The sequence below is a fragment of the Candidatus Accumulibacter sp. ACC003 genome, from assembly GCF_907163085.1.
GTDB lineage: Bacteria > Pseudomonadota > Gammaproteobacteria > Burkholderiales > Rhodocyclaceae > Accumulibacter.
Genome location: NZ_CAJQTX010000007.1, coordinates 448,735 through 466,347, shown reverse-complemented (window position 1 = coordinate 466,347; position 17,613 = coordinate 448,735). Strand labels below are relative to the sequence as shown.

Sequence of the window (17,613 nt, the reverse complement as noted above, 5' to 3'; positions counted from 1 at the left end):
ACAATCGTCCGCTCACTGCGACAGCCACGGGCGCCGTGACATGCGACAGCCGCCCTTCTGAACGAACCGTCGAGGTCACCGAATGCAAGCTCTTGCTCATCTGAATCGCCTGTTGCCCGGGCTGCGACCCCTGCTGAAATACCGTGCCGCGGACTGGCCGTACGACATTCGGGCCGGCCTGTCGGTCGCCGCCGTGGCCATCCCGATCGCCATCGCTTATGCGCAACTGGCGGGCTTCAGTCCGTCGACCGGCTTGTACGCGTCGATTCTGCCGATGGTGGTGTATGCCTTCGCCGGCACCTCGCGGCAGCTGATCATCGGCCCGGACGCCGCCACCTGCGCCATGCTGGCCGCGGTGATCGCGCCGCTGGCCGCCGGCAATAGCGGCCTCTACCTGACCTACGGCATCGCGCTGACGCTGCTGACCGGCGTCTTCTGCCTGGCGGCGAGCTTCCTTCGCCTCGGTGGCCTGGCCGACTTCCTGGCCAAGCCGATCATCATCGGTCTGCTCAACGGCGTTTCGCTGACGATCCTGATCGGCCAGGTCGGCAAGGTCCTCGGCAGCAAACCGGAGGCCACGCGCTTCTTCAAACAGCTGCTGGAAATTCCGCACCTGGTGCTCACCGCACACTGGCCAACGGTCGTCCTGTCGGTCTGCTGCGCGGCGGTGATGTTCTTTATGCCGCGTTATACCAAACGCGTGCCAGCGTCGCTGGCGACGATGATCGTCGCCGGCCTGGCGGCCTTTCTGTTCGGACTCGACAAGTATGGCGTGGCGCTGATCGGCCCGGTGGCCGGCGGCCTGCCCGATCTTGAATGGCCGGAACTGCACGTCGACATCGTCGGCGAGATCGCCGCTTCGGCGGCGGGTCTGGCGCTGGTGCTATTCACCAGCGGCATGCTCACCGCGCGCAGCTTTGCCGAACGCAACGGCTACGATATCGACGTCGACCGCGAATTCGCCGCCTTCGGAATGGCCAACATCGTCTCGGCGCTGTCGCAGGGCTTTGCGGTTACCGGCGCCGATTCACGCACCGCGGTCAGCGACGCCAATGGCGGCCGCACGCAGATGGTAAGCATCGTCGCCGCGCTGACGATTTCGCTGCTGCTGCTGGTCGGTACCGGTTCGCTGGCCTGGTTGCCGATTCCGGCGCTCGGTGTGGTGCTGATGTTTGCCTCGTGGTCCTTGCTCGATTTCCTGGTCTTCAGGCGCTATCACCAGATCGAACGTTCGGCGCTGGTGCTCGGCGTGATCACCATGCTCGGCGTCCTCGCTTTCGGCGCCATCAAGGCGATCATGCTCGCCGTCGGCTTGGCCTTGTTGATGTTCATTCGCCGGGTTGCCCGGCCCGACTGCGAAGAACTGGTCAACATTCCCGGCCGCGCCGGGCTGTACAACCACAAGCTCTTCCCGAATGCAGCGATCATCGATGGCCTGCTGTTGCTGCGCTTCTGTGGTCCGCTGGTCTTCTTCAACGCCAACCACTTCCGTGCCGAAGTAAATCGGGCGATCGCCCGCCAGCCGGCTCCCGTCGAGCGCGTCGTGCTCGACATGATCGCCATGACCGACGTCGACATCACCGGTATCGATACGCTGGAAAGACTCGACGGCGAACTCGCGGCGAAGAACATCACGCTGATTCTGGCCGGACGGCAGATCGAATTCGAGCAATGGCTGGTGAGCACCAAGCACCCCGACGAGTCCCTGCAACAGCGTGCCTTCCCGACCATGCGCCAGGCGATTCGCCATTGGCGGGAACGTGCCGACCTGGACGCCGCCACCGCCGAAGCCGACGATTCCCCCGACCAACCCGACACCGCCCCGGCAGGCGGCCAGGAACGGCCGCCGACCAACACCTAGGGCAGTGGGCTGCTCAGCGACTCAAGCTGATTTCTCGTTCGCCAGCGCCTTGGACGTGATCTGTTCGTAGAGATCGATCAGTCTCGCCGCCAACTCGCCATATTGGGGATGCGCGGCGAGAAATGGCCGGGTCTCCTTGACCCTGGCGAAGACCCGTTCGAGAAAGGCGATATCCATGTCATCGAGGCGCTCGCCGGCGTCCACTTTCGCTTTCAGATCGATGGCGCGAGGCAGCCCTTCTTTTTCCAGGCGCTCCAGCAATACAGTCTCCATTCCCAGATCGTCCGATTCTTGCTTCATTGCCCGCTCCTTTGCTGATGATCACGCCGACATGGCGACTCGAATCGCGGATAATGCCAGCTCCGGCGAACCGATGGCAATAGCCAGCGGCGACATGCCCGCCCTCGCCGTGCCGGAGGGCTTCGGCAGCGGCGACGGCGACCGATCATCGTGGCGAGCGATGTGCCCGTACCGGCAAATCACACGCCGTTACACAACAGGGACAGAGATGCCACAGATCACGACCGAGGGATTCGCTACTCTTCGTCCTGTCGCTGCCGCGCCATCCCCCTCCCCCAGCGCGGCACTGGCCGTAGCACCCGGCCCGCCCAGACCCCCCTCTGTGCGGGCCGATCCATTTCTGGCACGCCAATCGACTCAAGGTGAAAGTCGCCTTCATGACTCACAAATCTCACAAGCCCCCTCCGCCGTCGGCGCGAGACGGGTCGCCAACGAGGGAAACGGTCATGACTTTCCGAATCGGGGGGTGTCTGTTCGCAGTCATGACCGTTTGCGCAAACGTGGGTTTCGTGGAGTACTGATGATGAATCGTTGGATGCAAACCATCGCCGGCGTGCTGGCATCGCTGATCTTTTCGTTCGTGCCAACGGCGCTCGCCGCCGCCCAACCGCTGCCCGGCAAACTACCCAGCGGCGTCGAGAAGCTGACTACTGTCGAAGGAATCAGCGAGTATCGCCTGGCCAACGGCCTGCATTTCATCGTCTTTCCAGACGCCGCCAAGCCGACCGCGACGGTCAACGTCACCTACCTGGTCGGCTCGCGCCACGAGAACTACGGCGAGACCGGCATGGCGCATCTGCTCGAACACCTGATGTTCAAGGGGTCGAAGAATTTCCCCGACCCGACGCGCGAGTTCAAGACCCGCGGCTTCCGGATCAACGGCTCGACCTGGCTGGACCGCACCAATTACTATGTCACGTTTCCGGCCAGCGAAGACAACATCAAGTGGGCGCTGGCGTGGAGCGCCGACGCGATGGTCAACTCGTTCATCGCCAGAAAAGACCTCGACAGCGAAATGAGCGTCGTCCGCAACGAATTCGAGATGGGCGAAAACAGCCCGTCAAGCGTGCTGCTGAAACGCCTGCAGGCGACGCTCTTCGACTGGCACAACTACGGCCACAGCACCATCGGCGCGCGTAGCGACATCGAGAACGTGAAGATAGAAAACCTGCAGGCTTTCTATCGACAGTTCTACCAGCCCGACAACGCGGTCCTGACGGTCGCCGGCAAGTTCGACGAGCAGCAGGTCGTGCAATGGATCGCCGCCAGCTTCGGCAAGCTGCCGAAGCCGACGCGCTCGCTGCCCGAGTACTGGACGGTCGAGCCGACGGCCGACGGCGAGCGCCAGTTCATCGTTCGTCGCAAAGGCGAGGTGCAGCTCATCACCGTTGCTTACCGCACGCCGTCGACGCTGCACGCCGACTCCGAGGCGATCAGCATGGCCAGCGAAATATTGGGCGACACGCCGAACGGCCGTCTCTACAAGGCCCTGGTTCAACCCGGCCTGGCGGCACAGGTCTACGACTTCAGCATCGACGCCCGTCAGCCGGGCTTCGTGGTCTTCGGCGCGATGCTCAAAAAGGGTGAAGCGCTCGATCGCGTTCGCGACCAGATGATCGAGGTGATCGAAGGCGGCTTCGCGCGCCAGGCGGCAAGCAGCGCCGAACTCGATCGCGCGCGGGTGCAGGCGCAAACCTCCTACGAGCGCGCGCTGGCCGACCCGGAAGTGTTTGCGGTGACCTTGTCGGAGTACATCGCGCTCGGCGACTGGCGACTCTTTTTCCTGGCCCGCGATCAACTAGAACAGCTCACCACAGCGCAGATCGACGCCGCAGCCGCCAAATATTTCGTTCGCGACAACCGCGTCGTCGGCAGCTTCGTTCCCGAGGATTCGCCACAGCGCGCGGAGATTCCCGCGGCGCCGAGCGCGGCGCAGCTGCTGGCGAACTTCAAGCCGCAGGAAAAGGGCGACGCCGGCGAAGTTTTCGAAGCTTCCAACGGCAACATCAACCAGCGCAGCCGCCTGCCGAGTATCGGCGAGCTGAAAGTCGCGCTGCTGCCCAAGAAGAACCGTGGCCAGACGGTGAACGTGGCGATGAGCTTCCGCTGGGGTGACGAGAACTCGCTGCGCAAGCGCGACATGGCCGGCAGCCTGGCGCTGGCGATGTTGGCGCGCGGCACCAGCCAGTTGAGCCGCCAGCAGATTGCCGACGAGATGACGCGGCTGAAGATCCACGGCGGCCTCAACCAGTTCGAGACCACCCGCGAAAACCTTCCGGCAGCGCTCGCTCTGGTCGCGCAGCTGCTGCGTGACGCCAGCTTCCCGGCGGCCGAGTTCGAAGAACTCAAGCGCCAGACGCTGACCGCGCTGCAGGCGCAACTCGACAATCCCCAGGAGCTCTCGCGCGACGCCCTGGCCGCGCACTTCAACACCTATCCGCCCGGCGACCCGCGCTACCACGCGCAACTGAGCGAACGCATCGAACAGCTGCGCCAGAGCACGCTCGAACAGGTCGTCGCTTATCACCGCGAACTGATGGGCACGGCGCGTGGCGAAATCGCCATCGTCGGCGACTTCGACGAAGCGACGGTCGTCGACGAACTCAAGCGCTTGTTTCCCGGCTACGTCTCCAGATCACCTTATGCCCGCGTCGACCGCGAGTACCGGCCGGTGGCGGCAGAGCGGATCGTTATCGACACGCCCGACAAGGAGAACGCCTTCGTGCGTGCGCGCCTCGACCTGATGCTGCGTCAGGATGATGCCGAAGCACCGGCGCTGTACGTGGCGAACAACATCTTCGGCGGTAGCAGCGGCTTGTCGAGCCGACTGATCGATCGCCTACGGCAGAAGGACGGGCTCAGCTACAGCGTCGGTTCATCACTATCGGTCGGCACCCACGAGCGACTGTCGAGTTGGACCTTCGCGGCGATGGCCGCGCCGCAGAACGCCGGCCGCGCCGAGCAGGCCTTCCTCGAAGAGTTGGCCAGAGCGCGCCGCGATGGCTTCACCGCCGAAGAAGTGGCCGAAGCCAAGAAGGGTATTCTCGAAGCACGCGCCGTCGCTCGTTCGCAGGACAGCGCCGTCGCCGCGCGCTGGATCTCGCTGCTCGACTTCGGCAAGGACTGGCAGTTTTCGCAGGACTTCGAGGACAAGGTGAAAGCGCTCACGCCGGAGCAGGTCAACGCCGCCTTCCGCAAGTACATCGACCCCCAGCAGCTGACGCTGGTGGTCGCTGCCGACGCCAGCAAGGGACAGAAGAACTGACGACGGTGCGCCGCCCGACGCCAGCCGCCGTGCCGATTACTTGTTCAGGCTGTCGCGAATCTCGCGCAACAGCAAGACCTCCTCGGCGGGCTCCGGCGGCGCCGCCGGCGCGGCCGCTGGCGCGCTCTTCCTGAGGCGATTCACCTGCTTGACCATCAGGAAGATGATGAACGCGAGAATGATGAAATTGACCAGGATGGTCAAAAAGTGGCCGTAGGCGAAAACCGGCACCTGCGCCTTCTTCAGCGCATCGAGCGTCACAGCGGTCCCTTCCGGAACGCTGCCGAGCACCACGAACATCCCAGAGAAATCGAGCTTGCCACCCATGATCAGGGCCACCACCGGCATGATCAGATCACCGACCATTGCTTCGACGATCTTGCCAAAGGCACCGCCAATAATCACGCCGACGGCGAGATCCATGACATTGCCCTTCATCGCGAACTCTTTGAACTCCTGCAGCATGCTCATGATTTCCCTTTTTTGCGTTGTTTTATGATTGGCCTGCCTGGCGGCAGATTGTTCCGGCGCCAACTGGCCTTGGATTATGGCAGCGGCACCGCCACCCGGTGAACGACTACCCGATAGATGATCGGTCGCTGGCCAAACTCGCGTCCGACGTCAAACGCCGCGCAGTCTTTCACCCGCCGCGGCCAGCGTCGCCTCCTGCTTGGCAAAACAGAAACGGACGACGCGGTCATCGTGTCCGCGGTGATTGAACACCGACACGGGAATCACCGCTACGCCGACCTCGCGCGTCAGCCAGCACGCGAAATCACGATCAGGCAGGTCGGAAATGGCGCTGTAGCGCGCCAATTGAAAGTAAGTGCCGTGGCACGGCAGTAACTCGAAGCGCGAAGCGTGCAACTGCGCGCGGAAGAACTCGCGCTTGTTCTGGTAGAAAGCGGCCAACCCGAGATGCCGCGAGGAGTCGCGCATGTACTCGGCAATTCCCAGCTGACACGGCGTATTGACGGTGAATACGTTGAACTGATGGACCTTGCGGAACTCGCTCATCAGTTCATGTGCACCGAGCACGTAACCGATCTTCCAGCCGGTGATGTGATAGGTTTTGCCAAAAGACGAGACGACGATACTGCGCTCGGCCAGTTCGGGATGAGCGGCGACGCTGTGGTGGCGGGCGCCGTCGAAAACGATATGCTCGTAGACCTCGTCGGCAAGAACCACGATGTCGGTGCCGCGCGTCACGGCCGCCAACTGCGCCAGATCGTCGGCGTCGAAGACGCTGCCGCTGGGGTTATGCGGCGAATTGACGATGATCATCCGCGTGCGCGGGCTGAGCAGCGAACGGACTTGCTGCCAGTCGGGTCGGTAGTCGGGAAACGCGAGCGTCGCGTAGACCGCCGTGCCGCCAACGGTTTCGATCGCCGGCACATAGCTGTCGTAGACCGGCTCGAAGACGATCACTTCGTCGCCGCTACGAACGAAGGCCGCGATGGCCGTAAAAATTGCCTGCGTGGCACCGGCGGTGACGGTGATTTCGTTCTCGGCGTCGTAGGCCGCGCCGTAGAGCGTGACCACCTTGTCGGCGATCGCCGCGCGCAGTTCGGGAACACCGGTCATTGGCGGGTACTGATTGCGGCCGTCGCGCATCGCTCGCACCGTGGCGTCGAAGAGCGCGCCGTCGGCCTGAAAATCGGGAAAGCCCTGCGACAGGTTGATCGCCCCGCAGTCGGCAGCGAGCTTTGACATGACGGTGAAGATGGTCGTGCCGACGGCGGGCAATTTGGAGTCGATGACAACCGAAGAGTGGTGCATGGCAATCCGCGCCAAGCGCGGCGAGTAATTATCGAGCGCCCAGTGTAGGGGCGCTGCGCCGACGAAACAAGCCGGAGCCGGGCCTCCCCGGCAAGGCGCGCCCCTACCGCTGCTCGCTCGCGTCGGCGAGGACGCGATCTGATGGCATTTACCGGGCAAGCGATCTAAGCTGACGCTTTCGACCCCCGTCTTGCGACGCCCACCAATCATGACCACCGCCACCACCGCCACCACCGTCTTGCGCCGCCTTTCGGCCATCGTTGCCGCGCTATTACTGACCTTCTCGCTGAGCCTGCACAGCGTCTGCGCAGCGCCTGCACTACCGGCGCTCGGCGCCGAGCTGCGCGACTTGACGGTCTCCGGGGTGTCGTCGGGTGCCTACATGGCGGTGCAGTTCCAGGTCGCTCACTCGCGGCTGGTGCGCGGTGCCGGCGTTATCGCCGGCGGGCCGTACTACTGCGCCGAGGGATCGATGCGCCTGGCCTTGAGTCGCTGCATGGCGCCCTCGTCGTGGGCCGAACTGCCGTCGGTGCAAGAGCTGCGCGGCCAGGCCGAAGCGCTGGCCAAAGCCGACCGCATCGACCCGCTGGACAACTTGCGCGACGATAAAGTATGGCTGTTCTCGGGCGGCAAAGACACGATCGTCGCCACGGCGGTGGTGCAGCGGCTGGCCGAATTCTATGCTCAATGGATGGCAGCGGCGGCGATTCGCTTCGTCAAGCTGCCCGACGCCGGGCACGCGATGATTTCGCTGGCCGCTCCCGAGGCCAATGCCTGCAGCAGCGAGGAATCGCCGTTCATCAACCGCTGCGGCGACCTCGACGCCGCCGGTGAAATCCTGGCGCACCTGCTCGGTCCCCTGCAGCCCGCGGCGACGAAAATGAATGGCGAGCTGCTGAGCTTCGACCAGCGACCCTTTATCCAGGGCAAGGCGATCGACGCCGGGCTGGCAGACGACGCCTACGCCTACGTGCCGCAGACCTGCCGCCGGGAAGCGTGCCGAATTCACGTCGCTTTCCATGGTTGCCGCCAAAGCGCCACGCAAATCGGAAGGCTGTTCGTCGATCTCGCCGGCTATAACGCCTGGGCCGACAGCAACCGGCTGATCGTCCTTTACCCGCAGACCGTCCCGCGCTACGGAGCGGCGATGGGGTCATGGAGTTGGCTCAACAACCCCTTCGCGTGCTGGGATTGGTGGGGCTATTCAGGGAGCGCTTACCACACCCGCGACGGCCTGCAGATCAAGGCCGTGCGCGCGATGATCGAGCGTTTGGCAACGCCCGCTGACCAAGCTCAGCGCTGACGCAGCGGCAAGGACGAAGGGGCAGCTACGAAGGGCAACGACAAAGGATCAGCGGCGAAGCTTGCCGTAGATCACCAGCAGGATCACCGCCATGATCACCGAGGCGATGAATCCAGCGCCCTCGCCGGCCCGGTACCAGCCGAGGAACTGCCCAACGACGCCGGCAGCAAGCGAGCCGGCGATGCCGAGCACGACGGTCACCAAAAAACCCATGTTTTCCCTGCCGGGGTGGATCAGCTTGGCGATCACGCCAATGACAAAGCCCAGAACAATGGTCCAGATAATTCCCATCGGCAATCCAGTCAAATCCGCTGAAGCGCGGTCAATGCCTCGGTTCGCCGCGCATCACAGCGGCGGAATGCGCAACATCTGACCGGGATAGATCTTGTCCGGGTGGCTGAGCATCGGCTTGTTGGCCTCGAAGATCAGCATGTACTTGTTGGCGTTGTCGTAGTGGATTTTCGCGACCTTCGAGAGATTGTCACCCGCGACAACGGTGTAGAACAAGGCTTCCGGCTCGCTCTGATCAACCGACAGCATGTCATGGACTATCGAAACGCCGCTCACGTTGCCACAGCACAGGAGGATTTTCTCCTTGCTGGCCTGGTCACCGGCGACGCCGAAGACGGTCGCCGTAGCGTTGGCGCCGTCAAAGGTCACGGTCAGCCCGGTAACCGGCAAGCCCTGAGTGGTGATGTAAGCCTCAATGGCGTCGCCGGCACTGCGGTTCATTTCGCTCAGTTTGGCCTTGGCCGCCTCGCCGTCTGGCGTACTGTCAAGCGACTTCGACACGGCTTCCGCATCCGCTGAGCGAAAAAGCTTCTCGCCCGCCTCTTTGACAAAATCAAATAAGCCCATGCTGTCTCCTCGGTAGGGCGGCGCATTCAGGCGCCGGCAAATGGTCCACGGCTTTACGATCTTCTGCAAAGCGCAGTCGAGTCTAGCAGTTTCACCGCTGTGCGCAAAGGAAGCAGCAAGGCGCCGATGTCGAGCGGGCTGTTGCTCGCTATACTGGCGCCGCACGGGCCGGAACGACCGCACCGGCCCCCCTTGAACTGCTCTGGAGAAAAGTACATGCCGCTTGCCACTCATCCCATGGCCGCCTCGCTACGCGCGTCGGATACCGGAAAAGTCGTCTCCGCTGAAGACGCAGTAGGTTTGATCGAGAATGGCGACACCGTCGCCACCGGCGGTTTTGTCGGCATCGGCTTCGCCGAAAATATTGCCGTCGCGCTCGAGAAGCGCTTCCTGCTGACGGCCAGCGCAGACGCCCAGGGTCTCGGCAGTCCGCGCGACCTGACGCTGGTGTACGCGGCCGGCCAGGGCGACGGCAAGGAGCGCGGACTCAATCACCTCGGTCACGCGGGTCTGGTCAGCCGCGTCATCGGCGGTCACTGGGGACTGGTGCCGACGCTGCAGAAACTGGCCGTTGCCAATCGCATCGAGGCCTACAACCTGCCGCAAGGGATCATCGCCCACCTGTTCCGCGATATTGCCGCGGGCAAACCGGGAACGATCAGCCGGGTCGGCCTCGGCACCTTCGTCGACCCGCGCTTTGGTGGCGGCAAGCTGAACGCGATGACCACCACCGATATCGTCCGTGTGATGGAAATCGACGGCGAGGAGTATCTGTTCTACAAGGCCTTCCCGATCGACGTCGGCATCATTCGCGGCACCACCGCCGACCCCGATGGCAACGTCACCATGGAAAAGGAGGCGCTGACGCTCGAAGCGCAGGCCATCGCCATGGCCGCCCGCAATTCGGGTGGCATCGTCATCGTCCAGGTCGAACGGATTGCCGAGCGCGGCACGCTCAATCCGCGACAGGTCAAGGTCCCCGGCATCCTGGTCGACTGCGTGGTCGTGGCCGAGAAGCCCGAGTACCACATGCAGACCTTTTCCGAACAGTACAGCGCGGCCTTCGCCGGCGAGATCAAGGTCCCGATGTCGGCGATTCCGGCGATGGCCATGAGCGAGCGCAAGATCATCGTGCGGCGGGCAGCCTTCGAGCTGAAGCCCAATGCGGTGGTCAACCTCGGCATCGGCATGCCGGAAGGCGTCGCCAATATCGCCGCCGAGGAACAGATAGCCGATCTGCTGACGATGACCGCCGAACCCGGCGTCATCGGCGGCATCCCGGCCGGCGGCCTGAGCTTCGGCGCGGCGACCAACGCCCAGGCGATCATCGACCAGCCCAGCCAGTTTGATTTCTACGACGGCGGCGGCCTCGACATCGCTTTCCTCGGGCTGGCGCAGGCCGACCGCCAGGGCAACCTCAATGTCTCCAAGTTCGGTCCGCGCCTGGCGGGTGCTGGCGGCTTCATCAACATTTCACAGAACGCCAAGAAGGTCGTCTTTGTCGGCACCTTTACGGCCGGCGCGCTGGAAGTCGCGCTCGACGACGGCAAACTGCGTATCGTCCAGGACGGCAAGTCGCGCAAGTTCGTCGAGGAGGTCGAGCATCGGACGTTCAGCGGCGCACAGGCGAAAAAGAGCGGGCTGACGGTCCTTTATGTCACCGAACGCTGCGTTTTCAGGCTCTGTTCGGAAGGCCTGGAACTGATCGAGATCGCCCCGGGCGTCGACCTCCAGAAGGACATTCTCGACAAGATGGACTTCACGCCCATCATGCACCGCCCGCCAGCGCTGATGGACGCGCGGATTTTCCGCGACGAGCCGATGAAGCTGCGACCCGAAATGCTGGAAATCCCGATGGCCGAACGCCTGACCTACGACGCCGGCAAGAACGTCTTCTTCCTCAACTTCGAAGGACTCAGCGTGCGCACCGCGGGTGATATCGCCAGGCTTCGACAGACCATCGGGGAAAAATTGGCGCCGATCGGCCACAAGGTCTACGCGATCGTCAATTACGACCGTTTTTCGATCGTCCCCGAACTGGTCGACGACTACGTCGACATGGTCAAGGAAGTGGTAGACACCTACTACCACAACGTCACCCGCTTTACCTCGAATACCTTCCTGCGCGCCAAGCTCGGCGAGGCCCTCGAGAGGCGGAAAATCGCGGCGCGCAGCTACGAAACCGCCGCCGAGGCCGAAGCAAACCTCAGGTCGAAATGACCGGACCGCAATCCATGCCGCGACCACCGCTTCCGGCCATGCCAAGAGCGGCTCTGGTCAAAGCTGGGTGAAAAAGGATAACCGCGCCGCTTTTTCTTGTCTTGCCAATGGCGATTTGCGGCGACAGCACACAGCGAACGCAGCCGGCAGGATACGGCACACGCAAAGACACCGTTTCGGGAATTGCGTGGACGGCAAGCGATGACGCGCTGAAAGCGCGGTTACCCAGCATGCTCTCGACAAGAATTGGCGGCATCGGAGCCCGAGCACCCCGCGCCGGGGTCAGCCGATTCAGGTCGAACTGCGGAAGGGTGCTACGGAACGAGAAGAAAGGCGAGAAGAAAGGCGAAACTGGAGAGGCGGCCTACAGCCGCCTCTCCAGACCGCCGTTGGTGCTTTTTCAGGCCTGAACTTTGCGGCGCGCGCAGAAGGCAAGGGCGCCGATCCCCAGCAAGGCCAAAGTGCCGGGCTCAGGGACATTCGGGTTCGTTGAGCCGAAGGTGATGTTGTCGTATCCGGTCTGATTGGCAGTGCCGCCAAAGTCGATCGAGTAAGCCGTGCCGCCGAAGGCCACACCAATCGGCGTGAAGTTACAGAAGGTACCACTCGGGTCGCCAACGCAGTTGTCGGTATGCTGAGCCACCAGATTGAGCGAACCGAGGATGCTACCACCGCCGGCCGCGCCACCCAACGCATCGTACACGCTGACTATCGCCGCGGTGGACGACGTGTAGTAGAACGAAAAGCCGGTCGTAAAGCCCGCCGAGTAATCGAGAATGGCGGTAGCCGCGTTCAGGAAGAACATGATGGTATTGGGCGTTGGCTCGTTGGCGAAGTTGCCGTCACCTCCGGCATCGGCATCGACAAGCCCCAGGCCATCGACGAACTGGACGCCGTAGTTCGTACCGGAATTGCCTTGGCTGTCGGTTCCGCCGTTGTAGAAATTGTTGATGTCGGCCTGATTACCCACACCCTCGAAGGTCAAGGTGAAGGCCCCGGCTTGCGCGCTGCAGAGCAAACCAGCTGCCACAAGGGCAGCGCTGAGCAAGCTAGTCTTGGTGAGTTTCATGTCGTTACTCCAATTAGAGAATAATGTTTTCGGCGCCACACTATCGATACGCCCGACTACCGTATGGCCATGGTCCGGATTAAATTTAACCCACTTCCCACTGAGCAATTTCCATGCCATTTTTTCAATATGCTGATAACTAATGATTACTTCCCGAACTGCCGTTGCGCAAAAACAGCCCGTGTAAAATTTTTCGACACTGGCTCTTGTCGCGCGCAGCCCGTCCCACCCCGCCTGAGGGTCCGCCACCAAGGATCTCAGCCGAAGCGGCCTTCGATATAGTCGGCTGTTTCCTGGTGCGTCGGGGTGACGAACATCTCCTCGGTCGGCGCGTGCTCGACGACCTTGCCCATCAGCATGAAGATGCATTCCTCGCTGGCGCGACGCGCCTGCGCCATATTGTGCGTGACGATGAGAATCGTGTACTGGCCGCGCAGCTCCCAGAGCAGTTCCTCGACCGCCTCGGTGCCCTTCGGGTCGAGCGCCGAACACGGCTCGTCCATCAGCAGCAGCTTGGGCTTGACCGGCAGCAGCCGCGCGATGCACAGCTTCTGCTGCTCTTCGAGCGACAGCTCGGTGGCCTTGCGCTTGAGGCGGTCCTTGACCTTGTCCCACAGCAACACGGTGCGCAAGGATTCCTCGACGATTTCGTCCGGCGTACCCTGATGGACGTCGCCACCACCCTTCGCGTGCAGGCGGTGGCTGAAAAGGATGTTGTCGCGAATCGAGATCGGCAGCGGATTGGGGCGCTGGAAGACCATTCCCACCTGCTTGCGCACCTGGATCAGCTCGACGCCTGGGTCGTAGATGTTCTGGCCCATGACGTCGATACTGCCCTCGATGCGCACGTAGCCGAGACGCTCGTTGATGCGGTTGACGCTGCGCAGGTAAGTACTCTTGCCGCATCCCGAAGGACCAATCATCGAGGTGATCATGCCCTGGCGGATGCGCAGGTCTACGTCGTACAGGGCCTGAAAGGTCCCGTACCAGAGGTTGAGTTTCTTGGTGTCGATCGCGTATTCGGGCGATGGCTGCAGCAGGGCTGCGGCTGGGGCGGCGCTCATCTAATGGTGTCCTTCATTGGTATTCGGTGAATACAGTGGCAAGCGGGGCAGCTGGCTGGCGCGAAACCGGGCGCTCCGCTGCCAAACGGCAGCGGCAGCCCGGCCCGGCCCGGCCTCAAGACTCAACCGAATCGTCCCTCGACGTAGTCGCGGGTACGCTTATCCTTGACCTCGCCGGTGAACAGATCCTCGGTGACGCCGATCTCGACGCACTCGCCATTCAGGAAGAAGGCGGTGCGGTCGGCCAGACGCCGCGCCTGTTGCACCAGGTTGGTGACCAGGATGATCGTCACCTCCTGGCGAAGTTCCTTGAGCACATCCTCGATACGCATCGTCGTCACCGGGTCGACGGCGATCGAAAACTCGTCGAGCATCAGCAGGTCGGGCTCCTGCGACAGCGCCCTGGCGATCGTCAGCCGCTGCTGTTGGCCGCCGGAGAGCAGGCTGCCGAGCGCGCCGAGGCGATCCTTGACCTCGTCCCAGAGCGCGGCACGCGTCAGACAACGCTGCACGATGACGTCGAGTTCGGCCTTGTTGGTAATCCCCCGCCAGCGTGGCGACAGCGCGACGTTGTCGTACACAGTCATCGGCAGACCGACCGGCAGCGGGAAGACGACACCGATGCGGCTGCGCAGCGCATAGACGTTCTTCAGGTGGCGCGTATCGAGGCCGTTGAAGCGGATCTCGCCGTCCACGCGCATGCCGGTGTTGAACACGTCCATGCGGTTGAGTGCCTTGAGGAACGAGGTCTTGCCGGCGTTGGCCGGGCCAATGATGCCGAAGATCTCGTGCTCGTGAATCTCCAGGTTGACGCCCTGCAGCGCCACCGCCTTGCCGTAACTGATGCGCAGGTCCTTGACCGCAAGCTTGATCGGCGATGCGGCGGCTCCGCCCTTGCTTTGCCGACCGTGCATCGGCCGCTCGAGAGCGCTTTGGCTTACCATTTCTTCTTCCCCCTGAGCCACATCCGGAAAGCAATCGACGCGCTGTTCATGGTCAGCACCAGGCCGATCAGCACCAGCGCAATACCAAAGGGAACCTCGTCAGCAATGCCCGGAACCTGCGTCGCGGCGACGAACAGATGCAGCGACAAGGCCATGGTCTGGTCCATGACGCTCTCGGGCAGGAAGGGCGTGAAGAACACCGCGCCGGTGAACATGATCGGCGCCGTCTCGCCGGCAGTACGCGAGACCTCGAGAATCACGCCGGTGAGAATTCCGGTGATCGCATTCGGCAGCACCACCCGACGAATCGTCTGCCAGCGCGTCGCGCCCATGTTCCAGCAGGCTTCGCGAAACGCTTGCGGCACCGCCTGCAGCGACTCGCGGGTGGCGACGATGACCACTGGCATGGTCATCACCGCCAAGGTCAGACTCGCCGCCAGGATGCTCGTCCCGAAGCCGAAGAAGATGACGAAGGCGCCCAAGCCGAACAAGGCGTGCACGATCGACGGCACGCCGGCGAGGTTGATGATCGCCAGGTTGATGGTCCGCGTGAACCAGTTATCGCCGGCATATTCGCTGAGATAGATCGCCGCGCAGACGCCGATCGGTACCGACAGCATCAGCGCCACCATCACCAGCCAGACCGTCCCCAGCAGCGCCGGCAGGACGCCGCCGGAGCGCATCCCGTCGGTTGGCGCGGTAAATAGAAACTCCCACGAAATGGCGCCGCCACCCTTGGCAATCAGGGTTCCGAGAATCAGGAGAACCGGCGCGATAAGCATCAGCGTCATCATCCCGAAAAGCATTCGGTAGAGCTTCTGGACGCTCTCGTTACGTTTGTTCAGGGCGCTCGCCTGAAACATTGCTGCATTAGCCGTTGTCATTTTTCTAGCCCTTGCGAATGCCGCGCACGATCAGGTCGGCGCTGAGGTTGACGACGAAAGTGACCAGGAACAGCAGGATGCCGATGGTGAATAGCGCCTGATAGTGCTCGCCACCGACAACGGTTTCACCCAACTCGGCGGCGATCGTCGCGGTCAGTGCGCGCACCGAGTCAAAGATGCTGTTCGGGATGTTGACCGCGTGCCCGGTGGCCATCAGCACGGCCATGGTCTCGCCAAAGCCGCGACCGACGCCGAGCAGTACGCCACCGAGAAGACCGTTCTTGGCGGCCGGCAAGACCACTTTGTAGGTCACCTGCCAACGCGTCGCACCCATCGCCTCGGCCGCTTCGCGGTAACGATCGGGAACGGCCTTGAGCGCGTCCTCGGCGATCGAGGTCATGATCGGCGCGGCCATCAGGCCGAGAATGATGCCGGCGTTGAGCACGCAGAGACCGACCGGCACGTCGAACCACTTGATGATCAAGGGGTTCATGATCACCAGGCCGATGAAGCCCCAGACCACCGACGGAATCGCCGCCAGCAGTTCGACCAGCACTTTAAGTGTCTCGCGCGTCTTGCCGCTGGCGAACTCGGCGATGTAGATCGCCGCCCCCAGTGAGAATGGAATCGCCACCAGCATCGCCAGGCCGGTGACGCTGGCGGTGCCGGCCATCAGCGCCAGGATGCCGTATTCGGGATCGTCGGCGTCGCTCGGCGACCAGTAAGGTGTAAGAAAAAACTCATGGAAATTCATGTGATTGACAATGAAGCCGAGACCTTCCTTGGTGACGAACACGAAGATTCCCAGAACGAAGATGATCGCCGAGATGCCGCAAACGAAGACGATCGCCTGCACCGCCTTGTCGACGTACCAGTCGAAATCGCGACGGTCGAAGGCCGCCGCCGTGGCGGCGCCCGGCGCTGTGGTGCTGTTGGCCATATCAGTCGATCTCCCCGCCGCGCAGGGTGCTCATCAGGTTACTCACCTGCACGGCGATCTCGCGCGTCATTGCCTCGTAGCGCGCGCGCCGCTGCTCGTCGGGAAGATCGGCCGCAACGGCGCCGCCGACGTCCCACTCCAGTGCCGCGGTGTGGAACGGAATATTTTCGACGTACGACTTGACCGGACCCTGCAGGCTGACGATGACGTGGAAATCGGCGAGGTCGCGAAGACTCAGATTCAGTGCTCTGGGCTCGTGGCGGTCCAGATCGACGCCGGCATCCTGCAGCAGCCGGACCACGTCGGGCGCCAGCGCACCGGCCTGGCGACCGAGGCTGTGAAATTCACCGCCCTCGGGAAAGTTCTTGCGGGCAACGGTCTCGGCGATCGGACCGAGGAGCGTGTTATCGTCGTCGATGAAGAGGATCCGGAAGGCCTTGTTGGCCTTGGTGTGGCCGGTGACCGCGAACACCGTTTCCTCGCAGATGTTCTTGGCCTGGTCCGAGACGCGCTCGAGCGAGTTGAAAACGCCCAGGTAGGCAAAGAGATCCTCGATGCTGAAGTTCTCGCCCTCGGTGACCAGATCGGCGAAGACCACGTCGAAGGTCCGCTCGACCTGATCAGCCATGATCATCGTCGCCCTGGCCTTCTCGGCGTTGCCGTCGAGGAAGGCGCATATCGCCTGCTTGAACATCTGCCGCGACTCGCCGGCGAGCAACTCGACCTCACGTTTGATCAGCGCGTCGGGGCGTTTGGCCAAATGTACCGACTCGCGGGCAATCGTCACCGCGTAGTCGCCGACGCGCTCAAGCGCGACGTTGGCATGCATCATCGCGGTCATCAGCCGCAAATGTCCGGCGCTCGGCAGGTGCACGCCAATGAACGCGTGGCACATCCGATCGAGCTTGCGGTTCTGGGCGTTGATCCACTGGTCGCCGAGCACCGTCGCGTAGGCCAGCTTGTCGTCACCGCTCAGCAGAGCGCGCACCGCGGCGCTGAGGGCCTCATCGACGCGCTTGGCGAGCAGGCTCGCTTGTTGTTTGATCAGGGACAGGTCTCTCTCGAGACGTTCTTCGTAATGACTCATCGGTTGCAGCTCCCCACAGCGCTTACGGACAACAAATCG

At 62.9% G+C, this 17,613-nt stretch carries 15 protein-coding genes; 4 read left to right on the top strand and 11 right to left on the bottom strand.

Translation table 11 applies throughout. The features are described 5' to 3' along the window. The first annotated feature begins 82 nt into the window (after positions 1-82). Positions 83-1,861 carry a SulP family inorganic anion transporter gene (locus QZ656_RS17495; protein ID WP_291994598.1) on the top strand — a complete coding sequence of 593 codons (1,779 nt, stop codon included), beginning with the start codon at positions 83-85 and terminating at the stop codon, positions 1,859-1,861. A 21-nt stretch (positions 1,862-1,882) separates the two neighbouring features. On the opposite strand, the gene QZ656_RS17490 is transcribed toward QZ656_RS17495, so the two are convergent. Further along, positions 1,883-2,161, bottom strand: a complete 279-nt coding sequence (locus tag QZ656_RS17490) for a hypothetical protein (RefSeq protein WP_291994597.1) — start codon at positions 2,159-2,161, stop codon at positions 1,883-1,885. A 520-nt stretch (positions 2,162-2,681) separates the two neighbouring features. Between QZ656_RS17490 and QZ656_RS17485 the strand changes: the two genes are divergently transcribed. Then, entirely contained in the window at positions 2,682-5,426 is a 2,745-nt protein-coding gene (locus tag QZ656_RS17485) for a pitrilysin family protein (protein WP_291994596.1), read from the top strand. Positions 5,427-5,462: 36 nt separating this feature from the next. Here the strand turns inward: QZ656_RS17485 and mscL are convergent, their stop codons facing one another. Both mscL and QZ656_RS17475 read right to left on the bottom strand, forming a co-directional pair. Further along, complete coding sequence (mscL, locus tag QZ656_RS17480; protein WP_291994595.1) at positions 5,463-5,897, bottom strand: large conductance mechanosensitive channel protein MscL; 435 nt, start codon at positions 5,895-5,897, stop codon at positions 5,463-5,465. A gap of 150 nt (positions 5,898-6,047) precedes the next feature. Then, positions 6,048-7,205, bottom strand: a complete 1,158-nt coding sequence (locus QZ656_RS17475; protein WP_291994594.1) for a pyridoxal phosphate-dependent aminotransferase — start codon at positions 7,203-7,205, stop codon at positions 6,048-6,050. 208 nt (positions 7,206-7,413) lie between these two features. Here QZ656_RS17475 and QZ656_RS17470 point away from each other — a divergent pair, with 208 nt between their 5' ends. Then, positions 7,414-8,508 (top strand): poly(3-hydroxybutyrate) depolymerase, encoded by a 1,095-nt coding sequence (locus QZ656_RS17470; RefSeq protein ID WP_291994593.1) that lies wholly within the window; start codon positions 7,414-7,416, stop codon positions 8,506-8,508. Between the two features lie 48 nt (positions 8,509-8,556). Here QZ656_RS17470 and QZ656_RS17465 read toward each other — a convergent pair whose 3' ends face one another. Continuing rightward, positions 8,557-8,799, bottom strand: a complete 243-nt coding sequence (locus tag QZ656_RS17465) for a GlsB/YeaQ/YmgE family stress response membrane protein (RefSeq protein WP_291994592.1) — start codon at positions 8,797-8,799, stop codon at positions 8,557-8,559. Positions 8,800-8,853: 54 nt separating this feature from the next. Continuing rightward, complete coding sequence (lysM, locus tag QZ656_RS17460; protein ID WP_291994703.1) at positions 8,854-9,366, bottom strand: peptidoglycan-binding protein LysM; 513 nt, start codon at positions 9,364-9,366, stop codon at positions 8,854-8,856. Between the two features lie 216 nt (positions 9,367-9,582). Here lysM and QZ656_RS17455 point away from each other — a divergent pair, with 216 nt between their 5' ends. Further along, positions 9,583-11,586 (top strand): acyl CoA:acetate/3-ketoacid CoA transferase, encoded by a 2,004-nt coding sequence (locus tag QZ656_RS17455; RefSeq protein WP_291994591.1) that lies wholly within the window; start codon positions 9,583-9,585, stop codon positions 11,584-11,586. Positions 11,587-11,986: 400 nt separating this feature from the next. On the opposite strand, the gene QZ656_RS17450 is transcribed toward QZ656_RS17455, so the two are convergent. From QZ656_RS17450 to QZ656_RS17425, 6 genes are all read right to left on the bottom strand, one after another. Next, a complete protein-coding gene (locus QZ656_RS17450; RefSeq protein ID WP_291994590.1) occupies positions 11,987-12,655 on the bottom strand; it encodes a PEP-CTERM sorting domain-containing protein in 669 nt (222 codons plus the stop codon). Positions 12,656-12,912: 257 nt separating this feature from the next. Then, the gene (locus QZ656_RS17445) at positions 12,913-13,719 is read right to left on the bottom strand and encodes a phosphate ABC transporter ATP-binding protein (RefSeq protein ID WP_291994589.1); all 807 of its coding nucleotides are present in this window, start codon (positions 13,717-13,719) and stop codon (positions 12,913-12,915) included. Between the two features lie 122 nt (positions 13,720-13,841). Further along, on the bottom strand, positions 13,842-14,663 hold the full coding sequence (locus QZ656_RS17440; RefSeq protein WP_366522187.1) for a phosphate ABC transporter ATP-binding protein: 822 nt from the start codon (positions 14,661-14,663) through the stop codon (positions 13,842-13,844). Beyond that, positions 14,657-15,526 carry a phosphate ABC transporter permease PstA gene (gene pstA, locus QZ656_RS17435; protein ID WP_291994588.1) on the bottom strand — a complete coding sequence of 290 codons (870 nt, stop codon included), beginning with the start codon at positions 15,524-15,526 and terminating at the stop codon, positions 14,657-14,659. Before pstA ends, QZ656_RS17440 begins: the two co-directional genes overlap by 7 nt. A gap of 25 nt (positions 15,527-15,551) precedes the next feature. Next, a complete protein-coding gene (pstC, locus tag QZ656_RS17430; protein ID WP_291994587.1) occupies positions 15,552-16,487 on the bottom strand; it encodes a phosphate ABC transporter permease subunit PstC in 936 nt (311 codons plus the stop codon). Between the two features lies 1 nt (position 16,488). Next, on the bottom strand, positions 16,489-17,574 hold the full coding sequence (locus tag QZ656_RS17425) for a PhoU domain-containing protein (protein ID WP_291994586.1): 1,086 nt from the start codon (positions 17,572-17,574) through the stop codon (positions 16,489-16,491). Positions 17,575-17,613 lie beyond the last annotated feature (39 nt).